Origin of the sequence: Selenomonas sputigena ATCC 35185 (assembly GCF_000208405.1) — a bacterium.
Lineage (GTDB): Bacteria > Bacillota > Negativicutes > Selenomonadales > Selenomonadaceae > Selenomonas > Selenomonas sputigena.
This window is the reverse complement of record NC_015437.1, coordinates 1,450,456-1,466,727: the sequence shown is the minus strand read 5'-3', so window position 1 is coordinate 1,466,727 and position 16,272 is coordinate 1,450,456. Positions and strand designations below refer to the sequence as shown.

The following is a 16,272-nucleotide window of genomic DNA, read 5'->3' as shown; positions in this document are numbered from 1 at the left end:
GTTTCCTTACGATGGGGGAATTCACTGCAATGATTTATATGAAGGATGTTTCCAAGGTATATGACAACGGCACGGTGGCGCTCGACCATGTGAATGTCAGGATCGAGAAGGGGGATTTCGTCTTTCTCGTGGGGGCGAGCGGTGCGGGCAAGTCGACCTTCGTGCGCATGCTGCTCCGGGAAATTCTGCCGACGAGCGGCAATCTGCGCGTCAACGGGCACGATATGATGAAACTTCGCCCGAAGGATGTGCCGTACATGCGGCGTGGCCTCGGCGTGATCTTCCAGGACTATCGCCTTTTGCCTGACAAGACGGTCTACGAGAACGTCGCCTTTGCCATGGAGGTCATCGAAGCGCCGCGCCGTCTCATGCAGCGCAGTGTCAACGCCGTCCTCGACATCGTGGGACTGCGCGAGAAGTGGAAGAATTTCCCGTCGCAGCTTTCGGGCGGCGAACAGCAGCGCGTGGCCATTGCGCGTGCCATCGTCAACGATCCCGCGCTCATCATCGCCGATGAGCCGACGGGCAATCTCGATCCCGATACGTCGTGGGAGATCATGGACATCTTCCGCCGCATCAATGATGCGGGAGCGACGATCGTCATGGCGACGCACGACAAGAACATCGTGGACACGATGAAGAAGCGCGTCATCGCCATCGAGGGCGGGCGCATCGTGCGCGACGAGGCGAAGGGGGGGTACGGCTATGAAGCTTAGGACGACGGAGTATTTCGTGCGCGAGGTCTGCATATCGATTAAGCGCAACAACTGGATGTCGTTCGCCTCCATCAGCACGGTCGCCGTATCGCTCTTCGTGCTCGGCATGTTCCTCATCATCGTGCTCAACATGAACCGCATGGCGTCGATGCTTGAATCACAGGTGCAGATCAACGTCTATTTGGACGACAAGCTCAAAGGATCGGAAATCGACGATCTCGAAGACGACTTGAAGAAGATGCAGGGCATTGAGAGCGTGCAGTATGTGAGCCGCGAGGACGCCATCGTGCGCTTGCGGGAAAGGCTCGGCGACCAGAAGTATCTGCTCGATGCGCTCGGCGACAAGAATCCTCTGCCGAACGCCTTCGAGGTCACGGTCAAGCAGCCGACGATGGTGGAGACGGCAGCGAAGGCAATCGAGAAGTTCGGCGGCGTCGAGTCGGTGAAGTACGGGCAGGACGTCGTCGAGCACCTCTTCGACATGACGCGCCTCGTGCGTATCTTCGGCTTCACGCTCATGCTGCTCCTGGCGGGCGCGACGCTCTTCATCATCTCGAACACGATCCGCCTGACGGTCTTCGCGCGCCGCAAAGAAATCGCCATCATGAAATACGTCGGCGCGACGGATTGGTTCATACGCTGGCCGTTCCTCTTGGAGGGCGTCGTGCTCGGCTTCTTCGGCGGCATCCTCGCTTCCATCGCGCTTCGAAGCATTTACGGGCTGATCACGGCGAAGGTTTACAGCACGCTGGCATTTCTGCCGCTCATACCGCAGTACCCGTTTGTCAACTTCATCAGCCTCGTGATGGTCTTGAGCGGCATGGGCATCGGCGCCTTGGGCAGCACGATTTCCTTGAAGCGATTCCTCAAGGTATAGGAGGCTTTTCTCATGGTTTTTTATCCCGCAGGAGGGAAAAAGGGGAAGAAAGCGGCAGCGGCGTTTCTTTCTGCCGTCTACTTGATGACGCTTGCGCCGCTCGCGCAGGCCGAAACCTTAGAGGAGCAGCGCGACGCGCATATCGAAAAGGCGGAGCAGGCGCAGAAGAAGAAGAACGAGATCGAGTCGAGGATCGAGGGGCTTTCCGAAGAGAAGCGTGCTGTCGATGAGGCGGCAGACGAGGCGACGAAAGCCTACAAGGACGTGAAGAAGGAACTTGACGCGACCGAGGCGCGCATCGATGAGAACGAAGACAAGCTCAAGGTATTGAACAAGGATTTCGTCGTGAAGCGCGACCAGCTCGCCAAGCGCGTGCGCGACATCTACATCAACGGTCAGATCAACTATCTCGACGTCCTCTTCGGCGCGAAGGACTTTCAGGACTTCTTCACGCGCATGGATCTCTTGAAGCGTGTCATTCAGCAGGACTACGACCTCGTGCAGGTCGTGTTTGCAGAAAAGACCGCGATCGAGACGTCGCAGAAGGAATTGGAAAAGGACAAGACGGCGAAGGAAAAGCTCGTCGCGTCCGCTGCCGACCGCAAGAAAGAGGCGGAGAAAAAGCAGGCGGCAAAGCAGGCGATCATTGACAAGATGGAAACGGATCGCGCGACGCAGGAACGCATCATCAACGAAAACCTCGCGGCGTCCAAGGAAGTCGAGCAGATGATACGAAACAGCCGCTATCAGCCCGCGTCTCCCGCCCTTTCGGGCGGCGGAGCGCTCAACTGGCCGCTTGGCGGACCGATCACATCGCCCTTCGGTTGGCGCGTCCATCCGATCACGGGCGCGAGCCGCTTCCATTCGGGCATCGACATCGGCGGCGACTACGGCGATACGATCCATGCGGCTGGCGCGGGCATCGTCTCTTATGCCGGCTGGATTTCGGGCTATGGCTACGCCGTCATCATTGACCACGGCGGCGGCATATCGACGCTTTACGGGCACAACCAAGCGCTCCTCGTCAGCGAGGGGCAGAGCGTCTCGCAGGGACAGGCGATCGCCGAATGCGGTTCGACGGGTAATTCCACAGGGCCGCACTGCCACTTCGAGGTTCGTGTTGACGGCGAACCTGTCGACCCCATGGGGTATCTTTGATAGGTGGAGGATATTTTGAAAAAGAAAACGGTTTTCCTGCTCGTCATCGCGACGGCTGTCGTGATGCTCAACGCGACCATCTTCGCCTTCTATGCCCTGATGGGATTCAACGCTCAGAAGACGAAGGACGTCCTGCGCTTTTTCGGCGCTCTGCGCTTCATTGAGACACAGTATGTGCGCGACGTCGACTATACGAATCTCATCGACGGCGCCATCTCGGGCATGGTCAAGACGCTTGACGATCCCCATTCCATCTATCTCGATCCCAAGATGTACGAACTCATGCGCTCGCATACGGAGGGGAGCTTCGGCGGCGTCGGCATCGTCATGGGCTTCAAGGACAACAAGATCACGGTCATTTCCGTCATGGAGGGGACGCCGAGCGAGGCGGCGGGCATTAAGACGGGCGATGAGATCATCGCTGTCGACGGCACGCCGACGAATGAGATTGAGCCGGAAGAGGTCGTGCTGCACATTCGCGGCGAAATTGGCACCGATGTGACGCTTAAGATTCGCCGCGCGGGTGAAGAGGATAAGGACTACGTTGTGCGGCGCGCGACGATCCAGGTGCATACGGTCGCAGGGCAAATGCTGCCCGATACGGACGGCATCGGCTACATCCGCATCGCGTCGTTCTCCGAGCATACGGCAGATGAGTTCAAGGATGCCTATCATGCGCTGGAAAAAGATGGCGTCAAGGGCATGATCATCGACCTGCGCGAGAACCCCGGCGGACTTGTGACGAGCTGTGTGGCAATCGCCAATATGGTCGTGCCGAAGGGGCCGGTCGTCTCCGTCGTGCAGAAGGACGGAACGCGCGAAGAGTATAAATCGGATCTTTCCGAAGAGAAATATCCGCTCGTCGTACTCATCGATGGCAACAGCGCCTCGGCGAGCGAAATCCTCGCGGGCGCACTGCAAGATACGGGCGCGGCGACGATCGTCGGCGAGACATCGTATGGCAAAGGCTCCGTGCAGGTCATCTTGCCGCTCTACGATGACGATGCGCTGAAGCTTACGATTGCCAAGTACTACACGCCGTCGGGCAGAAGCATCGATGGTACGGGCATCGAGCCGGACGTCCGCGTCGAGCCGCAGGCGGACGGTGCACAGGACGTGCAGCTCTTGAAGGCGATCGACGTCATGAAGGGCAAGCTTGCCGGCATTGGTGCAAATGTAATATAATCAAGAAGAAGGGGGATGAGATTATGGCACAGATTTGTCTAAGCATTGATGATGATGTGAAGCAGGAGGCAGAACAGGTGTGTGAAGACATGGGGATGTCCATGTCTACTGCAGTCAACATCTACCTGAAAAGGCTCGGCAGAGAAAGGCGCATCCCTTTCGAAGTCATGGCAGAGCCGGTTTCGTCTTCAGAAAATACGGCGATTCTGGATCGGAGGATTGCGGACATAAGAGCGGGAAGAAATGTGTCTGAGCATGAACTCATCGAGGTGTAGCGGTGCGAAAAATATGGCATGACGAGGCGTGGGCTGAATATATCGAATGGCAAACCAAGGATAAGAAAACGTTGAAAAAGATCAATAATCTCATCAAGGATATCGATCGAAATGGGTATGATGGTATAGGAAAGCCGGAGCCTTTGCGCGGCAACTGGAGCGGCTTTTACAGCGTGCGCATCGATGAGAAGAATCGGCTTGTCTTTCAAATATCCGATGGCATGTTGGAGATTGCTCAATGCGGCTCTCACTATGGAGACAAATAAGAGCGGTATGTATGAGATGGATATTATGATGAATCGCTGTGCCAAATTGCGCAGCGATTTCTTATTTGGGACAAATGAGGAAAATGGATTCATTTTTACGATTTTTATATAAATTTTGCTATATGTTCTATAAATATGTGCTATAATAGATAGGCATCCATTCGCCTGCTTCATGGGCGCAAATTACTATAGGGAGCGATACTATGAAAAATGAACACAATGAGTTTATGCAGCATGAGCTGCGACTGCCCGAGCTTACCGTGCGCGGCATGCTCTTGGGCGCCGTATTGACCGTGATCTTTACGGCATCGAACGTCTATCTGGGGCTGAAGGTCGGCCTGACGTTCTCGTCCGCCATTCCGGCAGCTGTCATCTCGATGGCCGTCCTCAAGATGGCGAAGGATTCCAATATCCTGGAAAACAACATGGTGCAGACGCAGGCCTCAGCGGCCGGCACCTTGTCCGCGATCATCTTCATCATTCCGGGCATGCTCATGATTGGCTACTGGCACGGCTTTGAGTTCACGCAGACGCTTCTCGTCGCGGCCTGTGGCGGCTGCCTGGGCGTGCTCTTTACGATCCCCTTGCGCCGCGCCATGGTCGTGCACAGCGACCTCGCTTATCCCGAGGGCGTTGCGGCGGCGGAGATCTTGAAGGTCAATGCGCATGATGAAGATGGCAAGGGCAAAGGCACAGGCACAGGGCTCAAGGAGATCTTGTCGGGCAGTTTCGTCGCAGGTATCATTGCACTTTGCACGAGCGGCTTTCAAGTGCTGTCGGGTGCGCTTTCCGTATGGATTCCCATCGGGCGCGGCATGACGCAGTTCCCCATCGGCTACTCGTCGGCTCTCGTCGGCGCGGGCTACCTCATCGGTATAGCGAGCGGTCTCGCCATGCTCGTCGGCATCCTCATCGCTTGGGCGGGCTTCGTTCCCTTCTACACGATCACGAGTACGCCGCCCGACGGCGTGACGATGCAGAAGTTCGCTGCCGCCGTCTATCAGGAGCGCGTGCGCCTCATCGGTGCGGGTGCCATGGGTGTCGCCGCCATCTGGACGCTGATTACGCTCGCGCGTCCCGTCATCGACGGCATGAAGGAATCGCTTGCCGCCATGCGCATGCCCGAGACGATCAAGGACAGGCATCGCATGGACATCGACATGTCGATGAAGAGCATCGGCTTCGTATTCCTGCTGACAGTCGTCGGTCTTCTCGCCGTATTCTACGCTTTCGTCAGCCCCGAGGGACTGCCAAGTGGTCAGGTGCTCGCCTTCACGCTCGTCGGCGTCGGCGTCGCCGTCTTCATGGGCTTCTTCGTCGCCGCTGCCTGCGCTTATATGGCAGGCCTCGTCGGCACGTCGTCGAGTCCGATCTCGGGCATCGGTATTCTCGGCATCATCGTTGCCTCGCTCGTCATGTACGCGCTTTGCTCCTCGTTCGGCATCTTCGCTTTGCCGGGTGGTGAGAAATTCGCGACGGCGACGGCGATTTTCACGACGTCGATCATCCTTGCCATCGCCTGCATCTCGAACGACAACATGCAGGATCTCAAGACGGGTTGGCTCGTCGGTGCGACGCCGTGGCGTCAGCAGGTCGCGCTTCTTTTGGGCTGCATCGTCGGTGCGCTCGTCATTGCGCCTGTGCTGAACCTCCTCTATGAGGCGTACGGCTTCGTCGGCGCCTTGCCACGCGAGGGCATGGATCCTTCGCAGGCGCTCGCCGCGCCGCAGGCGGTGCTCATGAAGACGATCGCCGAGGGAATCTTCTCGAACAACCTCGCATGGGAGTACATCTACATCGGTCTCGGGCTTGGTGTCGTCATCGTGCTCGTCGATCTCTTCCTGCGCCGCACGACGAGGAATCTCATGCTGCCGCCTTTGGCCGTTGGCATGGGCATCTACCTGCCGCCGAGCATCCAGACGCCGCTCGTCATCGGCGCTGTCCTTGGCTATGTGCTCGACAAGGTGCTGAAAGACCGCGGTGCGGAAGAGGGCAAAGCGGCGCGCCGCCGCGGTACGCTCTTCGCCTCGGGACTCATCGTCGGCGAATCCATCGTCGGCGTCGCACTCGCCGGACTCATCGCCATATCCGTATCGAGCGGCGGCAGCGAAAGCCCGCTGGCACTCGTCGGTGCCGATTTTGCTGACACGGCGGAAATGCTCGGCCTCGCCGTCTTCGCACTCGTGGTCGTCATTCTGAGCCGCGTCGTGCTCGCGAAAAAGAACGGATGAATGATATTCCCGTATGCAAACAGCCCGACGGATTTTCGTCGGGCTGTTTGCATGTGGAACTTTATGATATAATGAGGGAAGGGAAAAGGATTTTCGGCAAGATGGAGCACCTTATGGACAAAGAGAAGAAAGGCAGACAGTATCAAGATACGGTCTTTCGCATGTACTTCAACGAGGAAGAGCGACTGAAAGAGGTTGCGGGAGCGCTGCATGGAAGATCCTACGAGGAAGAACCGCTGAAAATCGTGACGCTTGAAGGAACCTTCCTGTCACAAATCAAAAATGACATCTCATTCTTGCTGGCAGGACGTCATCTGATTTTCATGGAACATCAAAGCACTGCAAATCAAAATATGCCATTGCGCTGTCTATACTACGTCTGCGAACAATTACGGCAATACATTCCAGCGAAGAAACTCTACCAGAATACTCCGATCAAGCTCCCTGCACCAGAATTTCATGTATTCTACACGGGAAACAACGATATGCCCGAAACCTGCCAGATGAAGCTGTCGGATGCTTATGTGAAGACAGATGAAGAAATTCATTTGGAATTAAAAGCAAATTTCCACAACATCGCCTATGACAATGCGAAAATACTCCTGCAAAGAAGTCGGTCGATCCACGACTACAGCTTCTTCATTGCTCGAATCAAAAGAAATATGGCAGCGGGTATGGAGAGAGCACAAGCAATCCGCGAAGCCATGCGGTACTGTGAAGAAAGTGACATCATGAAAGAATTTCTGCAGCAGCATGAAAGGGAGGTCGTCGATATGGTGAATTTTGAATGGAATCAGAAGGATTTTGAAGAGGCCATCCTGGAAGAGGGCATGGAGCGCGGACGTGAGGAGGGGAAGGTCGATATGGTCTTGGAGATGCTGCGTGACAAGCTGCCGCTTGAGACGATCGCGCGTATATCAAAGTTCTCCATGGAGCGCGTGCAGGAGCTTGGCAGGATGCACAGCTTGCTTTGAGCAGGCAGCGTGAAACGTAGATGAACTTTCGATATTCGTAATTCCCGCAAGAATCATAAGAAGAGGGCTGTCGCATACACGGTGCGGCAGTCTTTCTTTTTCATTAAAAAGTGAATGAGATTCAAATTTGTGAATAGAATAGAATTTTTTTCATATTTTTTGCCCCAAAGGGTAGATTTATTCTCAAAGCGTGATATAATGAATGAGAATCAGAGTTGGTTTCATAAATTTATAGGAAGCACGGCATCGATCCGTGCTTTCCAAAGCATCGGAGGGAAACGCAAGTGAAAGAAATCACCGTTCGGAGAAAGAACGCGTTGGCGTTCGCTGTCGCGCTCCATCTCATGCTGCCTCTTTGTACGGCACAGGCGCATGAAAGTGCGGGGGGGGTAGACGTTCAGACGGGATCCGTTGACGTCGAAGCGAACGCCGCGAAAGAGGATGCGAAGTACGAGTCGCAGTCTACGACGATCATCACGAAAGAGGACATCGAGAAGAAGCAGGCGAAGTCCGTCGAAGACATCATCTTCGACGAGACAGGCATGACGCGCAGCGTCGACGCCATGGGGCGCGTCACGCTCTCGATTCGCGGCGCGGAGCCGCGCCATACCTTGATCCTCGTCGACGGGCAGCCCGTCATGGGCGACTTCGCCAAGTACACGGGCGCGGGCGACGAGCTGCAGCGGCTCGGCACGGAGAACGTCGAGCGCATCGAGATCATCCGCGGGGCGGCGAGCGCGAAGTACGGCGCCGACGCCATCGGCGGCGTCGTCAACGTCATCACGAAGGCGGCGGCGAAGCGTGCGGGCATGCAGGTCAACCTCGAAGGCAGGCGCGTCAAGGGCGACTCGAAGATCCCCTATACGAACTTCTTCCTGCGCGCCGACTCGGGCGACATTGGCAAGCTGCGCGTCGCAGCCTACGGCGGCAAGCGCGACGTCATGCCGATTTACAGCACGGAGACCTTTGGCGGGCTCATCAAGGGCGGCGACTCTTATGAAGACGAGGAAAGCCGTGTGCGAAACTCGCTGCGCTACTATGGCGACATCAAGAATATCGGACTTGTCGCATCCTACGATTTCGATAAGAATCATAGTCTCTCCTTGAATGTTGATCATACGGCAGAGGATATGGAGCGCTTCGTCAAGCGCTCCAACTCTGGGGGGGAAGGTTTGCAGCAATTCAAACGCGAACTTGACCGCAGCACATATCGCCTCTCGTATGCGGGGCGCGGCGGCAATTCGGATTGGAATGTCTCTCTCGACTATGCAAAGATGAACGAGGACGACACGACGCTGACCTCGGACTATATCAATTCTCCCTATGAAGGCAAGAACACGCTCAACTATATCGACGACCTCATGCATCAGCAATGGAGCCTCAAGGCATCGGCAAACACCCAGATCCATCGCGATCATCTGCTGACCTACGGCATTGGCTACACGCAGGAGAAAGGCGAGGGCAGCCGCATCAAAAACGCACCGAACAGCCATACGCGCATGATCGATCCGTGGGATTACGATAAGAACCTTTATACGAGAGGCGGCGCGGGGGAGCCATCTTCGCGCGTGCACGACTATGCGATGACGCGAAATGAAGCGGGAGTGCCTAAGTACGATAATGAATACGAGTGGTATGGGCATAAGGATGCTGCCGGACGCTCACTGGAGCCAATCTATACGTATCAGGACTATTTGAAATATGGCTCTCAGGGCTATGATAAAGACTGGAATCCGGCGCCGCCGGATGTTATGGCGCGGCTTATGGCGTTCGGTCAGCAGCTGCTTGATGATGCTCGCAACCATGATCTGACTCATATTGATACGCCGACTTCGGCAATCAATCACTACTATGATCAGGAATTTGCCAATTATGATCGTAAAATGTTTGGACATGCGATGCTTTGGAACGGAAAAGCGTTCAATGAGGAATTTGATGCGCGGCAGAACCGATTGACGATTGGCAGTGTGGAGATCAAGAAGCAATATGTGTTTTTGCAGGACGCATGGCAGGTCAATCGGAATACTTTGCTCTCGCCAATTCTGCGCGTCGATCACAGCAGCCTTTTCGGCACACATGCGACGTTCAATATCGGCATGACGCACAACATCGGCGGCAAGGCGAACCAGCGCTTCAAGGCGAACCTCGGCACGGGCTATACCGAGCCGGGCATGGGGGAGCTTTACTACAACTGGGAGATGTATGCAGGCTCGCCGATGGGACTGGAACGCGCACGCCTTGGCTACTATTTTGTCGGCAATCCGAACTTGAAGCCCGAGAAGTCCCTCAATTTCGATCTTGGCTATGAGGGCGAAAGCAAGGATGGCAGGGACAGCTACCGTATCAATGCTTTCCACAATCGCATCGACAACTATATGACGACTTACTTCACCGGCTATCTGATGGATTTCCATCCGGAAATTTCCGCTGATGCCAGATGGCTCATGCCGCCCGATATGATTTACAGCTTCAAGAACATCGGCAAAGCGGAGATCACAGGTCTTGAAGCAGAGTATAACCATCGCTTTGACAAGCATTGGTCGGCGAAGCTCGGCTATACCTATCTTCATGCCATCAACAAGAGCGATCCGAACATGCCGGATCGTTTGCTCGATCGGCCGCAGCACAAGATCGACCTTGGCGTGACCTACGAGAACCAAGGCTGGCGTGCGACGCTCTGGGGGAACTATTATGTCAACATGCTAGACAGCAACAGTGTTGCGAACAACGGCAACTATTACGACTGGGACGGCGTGGCAAAAAAGTGGCATTATAACTTCGCCGAGGGCGGCAAGCAGACGTACGAGAAAAAGACTTTCGGTATCTGGAACTTCATCCTGCAAAAAGACTTCGGCAAGGACGCGAGCGCCTATATCGGCGTCGACAATATCTTCAACCATCGCGACGACGACCGCGCCTTTCAAGAGCGCACGTACCGCATTGGCGTGAACTTGAAGTTCGGCCCCGATGCGAGCACGGGGGCGGGCGGGCGCTTCAAGAAGGAAGAAGTGCATCTTCTGCCCGAAGATGCATGGTTCATCCAAAAGCCGTTCGATACGACGAAGGAAAAGGGCGTGCGTGTCATCGGCGATTATCGCTGGCGTTGGAACGCCTTTACAGGCAAGGAAAAGCCGTCTGAAGCGCGTGTCACGACCACAGCGAGCGTAAGCGACGGCGCGTATAAAAATTACCTCGAAAAAGCTGAGCACGGCTTCGAGCAGTGGCTGCGCGTTGGCGTGGATGCGAGGATCGATGCGAACACGAACCTCACTATTTTGGGAAGCGCTTCGGGCGCAGAGGGTGTCGGCACCGATACCGATGTCGCCAAAAGCCGTGGACTCAACCATGTGCGCCTTGACGAGGCGAACCTCACCGTACATGCGAACGACTGGGACTTCTCGCTTGGCCGCATGACGGAGCCGATGGGCGTCACAGGCTACTACTTCGGCAAAGAGTACGACGGCGGACGCGCCGTATGGACGGGCGCCCATACGCAGGTGCGTCTCGGCTACGGCGACTTCCGGCACTCGACAGGCGTCACAGACTCCGCCTATACGCACGCGACGCGTCAGAGCTTCGTGCGCGGCGTGACTAAGGAAGAATGGCTGGGCTATAAAGCGACCGCGATCAACAGCCGTACGACGGACGCCGTTCCGTATTATCCGAACTACAGCACGCTCATTAAGGATACCCCGGGCTTTGACGGACTGTATCAACGGCTCGTCAAGGCGCAGAGTTTGGCAGAGCAAAAGCAGATTCTTGACGAGTATCTGAATGTTGTCAAACAGGATAATCCCAAAGCATATCAGAAATTGATGGATCGGTTGTCTGAGAAAGGGAGAATCCAGCACGATGACTTCGCATGGTACAAGGTGACCGTGAGGGACAAACATGGCAACGTCGTCGGGACATATCTTTCACAGGAAGAAAGTCCGCAGTTGAAGAAGCTGCATCCGAGGGCAAGCCTTTCTTATCAGGACAGATTCAATCGCGAGAAGATGGAGGATGTCACCCGTAAAGCGTGGGAGTCGGCAGAGGCAAATCTGGAGACGACGCGGACGCGGGTGGAGAAGCTTGATAATATCGACGGTCATCCGGACGGGGTTTATAATCTGACCTATGAGTTCTACGGCTATGGAACATATCACGGAAAGAAGCCGATCCTTGGCTACAATTTGAAGATGAGTGATTTGCAACCCGGAGATTTCAGATCGATGACGAAGGATGAGGCAAAAGAGCGCACCATTCGTTCTTCTTGGGATAAAAGCGCTTACCACGGGGTGCAGTCGTTGAAACGCAATCCGGATGACCCCGATAGCGGATTTACATTAAACGGGAAGATTCCGGCAGGCAATAAAAGGGGTATATCGCATCTCGGTCAAACGATCATCGACTATCTAATTGATGATTATTATTGGGGTCCGGAGGACAAGAGCGCTCTGCCGCTTAATCTGCTGAAACGCGCGGGCTATTTTGTACTGCAAGTTGGCACGATACTTGAGCGCGACCAGATCCCTGCGCTCAAGCAGGCGTTCTATGTGCAGGCACGTCACGAACTCTCGCCAAATCTCGGCGTCGCCGCTTGGTATCTGCGCTCGGTCGGCAATGACTCGCATCGCTTCCTCGCGGCGAACGGCACGGGAAATGATGTCAGCACCTTCGACACGCTCGCGAATGTCGTCGGTGTCGGCGCGAAGTGGCAGCTCTCGAAGAATGCCGCGCTATCCTTCGACTACGGCGTGAATACGACCGACTTTGGCAAGTACATGAACGGCCACACGCGCTATGAGCACAAGAGCGGCACATCCGACTTCGCGATCAAGGGCAGGGAAACCGGCTCTGCACCGAGATTCTGGGTCATGCGGCTCGATCTCGGCAAAGCCGATACGAAAGTGCCGCACTCGTGGAATGCATTCATCGACTACAAGCGCTTCGAGCACGGCTCCTTCTTCGGCGGCAACGGCACGGAAGCGCTGCCCGACCGCTACCTCGACGGCATCAAGAGCTTCACCGTCGGCGCGGGCTATGTGCCGATGGAAAACCTCCTCGTCGAAGCCTTCTACACCTTCGGCGCCAAAGGAATCGGTGCACGCGACACCCTCTACGGCCCCGAGCACTTCAGCCTCGGCGACTACGCAAGGGTGCAGCTCACCTATCGCTTCTAATAACTCGGCGAAAGCGATGAAGAAAGACAGCAGACAGCCCGACATCAATCCGTCGGGCTGTCTGCATGTCTGGTTTTAAGGCATATAGGCGCAGAGTGATGGGGTACTTGTCCTGTTTTCGATTGCGATTGACCTTGCAATCGACTGCAGTTCTTCTCGGAAGATAACACTTGGCTTTTTTGTCATTTTGCGTTATCATTAGGGTTGGAAAAAAGGATATGAAATGCTGAAAAAAGCTGGCAGGAAAGTGCGCCTTCATCCTGTTTCGGGATGGAGGATTTTTTATAGGAGGGAAAATCTTGCTGTATAAGAAGGTAGACACGACGTTGAATTTTGTTGAGCGCGAGAAGGAGGTCGAAGACTTCTGGAAATCGCACGACATCGCCCAGAAGGCGATTGACCAGCGCGCAGGCAAGGAGAATTTCACGTTCTACGATGGGCCACCGACGGCGAACGGCAAGCCGCACATCGGTCATGTGCTGACGCGCGTCATCAAGGACATGCTGCCTCGCTACCAGTCGATGAAGGGAAAGCGCGTCCTTAGAAAAGCGGGATGGGACACGCACGGCCTGCCTGTGGAGCTTGAGGTGGAGAAGGCGCTCGGACTCGACGGCAAGGATCAGATCGAGAAGTACGGCATGGAGCCTTTCATCAAGAAGTGCCGCGAATCCGTCTGGAAGTACAAGGGCATGTGGGAGGAGTTCTCCGACGTCGTCGGCTTCTGGGCCGATATGGAGCATCCGTACATCACCTATGAGAACGACTTCATCGAGTCGGAGTGGTGGGCGCTCAAGGAGATCTGGAAGCGCGGCCTGCTCTACAAGGGCTACAAGGTCGTGCCGTACTGCCCGCGCTGCGGCACGCCGCTTTCCTCGCACGAGGTCGCGCAGGGCTACAAGGACGTCAAAGAGCGCTCCGCCATGGTCAAGTTCAAGGCGAAGGGGGAGGACGCGTATTTCCTCGCCTGGACGACGACGCCGTGGACGCTGCCGTCGAACCTCGGCCTCTGCGTCAACCCCGACGTGACCTATGTGAAGCTGCGCGTCGGCGATACCGTCTACTATCTCGCGGAAGCGCTCGTCGATGCGGTCTTCGAGGGCGTCGAGGGCGAGCGCGAGGTTCTCGCGCGCATGAAGGGCAAGGAGCTTGAGCATCGTGACTATGAGCCGCTCTATCCGTATGCGCAAGGAAAAATCAAGAAGAAGGCATTCTTCGTTATATGCGACGACTATGTTACGACGTCTGACGGCACGGGCATCGTCCATACGGCGCCGGCGTTCGGCGAGGACGACAACCGCGTGTGCCGCAAGTACGACATGCCCTTCGTGCAGTTCGTTGACGCAAAGGGCGAGATGACGGCGGACACGGACTGGCCGGGCGTCTTCGTCAAGGACGCCGATCCGCTGATCTTGCAGGACTTGAAAGAGAAGGGACTTCTCTTCAAGGCGCCCGTCTTCGAACACAGCTATCCGCATTGCTGGCGCTGCGACACGCCGCTCGTCTACTACGCGCGCGAGTCGTGGTTCATCAAGATGACGGCGGTGCGCGACGAACTCATTGCGAACAACGATACGGTCAACTGGATCCCTGAGAGCATCGGCAAGGGACGCTTCGGCGACTGGCTTGAGCATGTGCAGGATTGGGGCATCAGCCGCAACCGCTACTGGGGTACGCCGCTCAATATATGGGAGTGCGGCTGCGGCCATCAGCATTCGATCGGCTCGATCGAGGAGCTGAAGTCGCTGTCGGACAACTGCCCCGAGGAGCTTGAGCTGCACCGTCCTTACGTCGACGCCGTGACGATTCGCTGCACCGAGTGCGGCGAGGAAATGCACCGCGTGCCCGAGGTCATCGACTGCTGGTTCGACTCCGGCTCCATGCCCTTTGCCCAGTGGCACTATCCGTTCGAAAACAAGGAGATCTTCGAGCGCCGCTTCCCCGCGGACTTCATCTCCGAGGCGGTCGACCAGACGCGCGGCTGGTTCTATTCGCTCATCGCCATCTCGACGCTGCTCTTTCACAAGGCGCCGTACAAGAACGTCATCGTCCTCGGCCATGTGCAGGACGAGAACGGCCGAAAGATGTCGAAGTCGAAGGGCAACGCCGTCGATCCGATGGATGCGCTGAGGAAGCACGGTGCGGATGCGATCCGCTGGTATTTCTATGAGAACAGCGCACCGTGGCTGCCGAACCGCTACCACGACGGCGCCGTGCAGGAAGGGCAGCGAAAGTTCATGGGCACGCTGTGGAATACCTATGCCTTCTATGTGCTCTATGCCAATATCGACAATTTCAATCCGCTCGATCATGCGCTCGACTACGAGAAGCTCGCCGTCATGGACAAGTGGATTTTGTCGCGCCTCAACACGATGGTCAAGGCGGTCGACGAAAATCTCGCCGCTTACAAGGTCACAGAAGCGGCGAAGGCCCTGCAGAGCTTCGTCGATGAACTGAGCAACTGGTATGTGCGCCGCAGCCGCGAGCGCTTCTGGGCGAAGGGCGAGGGCGAGGACAAGGTCAATGCCTATATGACGCTCTACACGGCACTCGTGACGACGGCGAAGGCCGCCGCGCCGATGATTCCTTTCATGACGGAAGCCATTTATCAGAACATCGTCTGCAGCATCGACAAGGAGGCGCCCGAGAGCATCCATCTTTGCGATTTCCCTGCCGTGCATGAAGAGTATATCGACGCATCGCTGGAAGACAACATGGAGATCGTCCTTGAGATCGTCGTCTTGGGGCGTGCAGCGCGAAACACTGCAAACATCAAGAATCGCCAGCCCATCGGCAGGATGTTCGTCAAGGCGGCGCACGCGCTCGACGATTTCTTCCGCGAGATTGTCGAGAGTGAGCTGAACGTCAAGGAAGTCGTCTTCAAGGACGACATGGAAGAGTTCCTGAGCTACAGCTTCAAACCGCAGTTCAAGATCTTGGGACCGAAGGTCGGCAAGAGGATCGGCGAGGTCAAGGCGGCTCTTTCAAAGGTCAACGGACACGAGGCGAAGGACGAGCTTGACCGCACGGGCAAGCTGAAGCTCGCGCTTCCTTCGGGTGAAGTCACGCTGGAGGCCGAAGACGTCGAGGTGTCGATGGCGCAGACGGAAGGCTTCGTCACGGAGCGCTACGGCGCAGTCACGATTGCCCTGGAGACGACCTTGAGCCCTGCGCTCATCGAGGAGGGCTTCGTGCGTGAGATCGTCAGCAAGGTGCAGACGATGCGCAAGGAGAACGGCTTCGAAGTCACCGACCACATCAAGATCACGGCGGGAGGCAACGAGAAGATTGCAGCGCTCATGGCGAAGAACGAGGAGTACATCAAGCGCATCACGCTCGCCGACGCAATCTCCTATGAAAAGGAGCCGGAAGGCAAGGCGTGGAACATCAACGGCGAGAAATTGACGCTCAAGGTCGAGTGAAACGAG

The 16,272-nt window shown here is 56.1% G+C and carries 10 protein-coding genes; all 10 read left to right on the top strand.

Annotated elements, in window-relative coordinates; genetic code table 11:
- Window positions 1–29 precede the first annotated feature (29 nt).
- Window positions 30–716: a cell division ATP-binding protein FtsE gene (gene ftsE / locus SELSP_RS06555; RefSeq protein ID WP_013740836.1), complete on the top strand. Its 687-nt coding sequence runs from the start codon at window positions 30–32 to the stop codon at window positions 714–716.
- A complete protein-coding gene (gene ftsX, locus SELSP_RS06550) occupies window positions 706–1,593 on the top strand; it encodes a permease-like cell division protein FtsX (RefSeq protein WP_006192137.1) in 888 nt (295 codons plus the stop codon). Before ftsE ends, ftsX begins: the two co-directional genes overlap by 11 nt.
- A 12-nt stretch (window positions 1,594–1,605) precedes the next feature.
- Window positions 1,606–2,751, top strand: coding sequence for a murein hydrolase activator EnvC family protein (locus SELSP_RS06545; protein ID WP_006192138.1), 1,146 nt, complete (start codon window positions 1,606–1,608; stop codon window positions 2,749–2,751).
- Window positions 2,752–2,766: 15 nt separating this feature from the next.
- Window positions 2,767–3,936: a S41 family peptidase gene (locus tag SELSP_RS06540; protein ID WP_013740835.1), complete on the top strand. Its 1,170-nt coding sequence runs from the start codon at window positions 2,767–2,769 to the stop codon at window positions 3,934–3,936.
- Between the two features lie 23 nt (window positions 3,937–3,959).
- Window positions 3,960–4,211 carry a type II toxin-antitoxin system RelB/DinJ family antitoxin gene (locus tag SELSP_RS06535; RefSeq protein WP_006192141.1) on the top strand — a complete coding sequence of 84 codons (252 nt, stop codon included), beginning with the start codon at window positions 3,960–3,962 and terminating at the stop codon, window positions 4,209–4,211.
- A 2-nt stretch (window positions 4,212–4,213) separates the two neighbouring features.
- Window positions 4,214–4,477 (top strand): Txe/YoeB family addiction module toxin, encoded by a 264-nt coding sequence (locus tag SELSP_RS06530; protein ID WP_006192143.1) that lies wholly within the window; start codon window positions 4,214–4,216, stop codon window positions 4,475–4,477.
- Between the two features lie 203 nt (window positions 4,478–4,680).
- Window positions 4,681–6,708 (top strand): OPT family oligopeptide transporter, encoded by a 2,028-nt coding sequence (locus SELSP_RS06525; RefSeq protein ID WP_006192145.1) that lies wholly within the window; start codon window positions 4,681–4,683, stop codon window positions 6,706–6,708.
- 113 nt (window positions 6,709–6,821) lie between these two features.
- On the top strand, window positions 6,822–7,682 hold the full coding sequence (locus tag SELSP_RS06520; protein WP_037367529.1) for an RpnC/YadD family protein: 861 nt from the start codon (window positions 6,822–6,824) through the stop codon (window positions 7,680–7,682).
- Between the two features lie 284 nt (window positions 7,683–7,966).
- On the top strand, window positions 7,967–12,847 hold the full coding sequence (locus SELSP_RS06515; protein ID WP_006192148.1) for a TonB-dependent receptor domain-containing protein: 4,881 nt from the start codon (window positions 7,967–7,969) through the stop codon (window positions 12,845–12,847).
- A 302-nt stretch (window positions 12,848–13,149) separates the two neighbouring features.
- Window positions 13,150–16,266 (top strand): isoleucine--tRNA ligase, encoded by a 3,117-nt coding sequence (gene ileS, locus SELSP_RS06510; protein ID WP_037367532.1) that lies wholly within the window; start codon window positions 13,150–13,152, stop codon window positions 16,264–16,266.
- Window positions 16,267–16,272 lie beyond the last annotated feature (6 nt).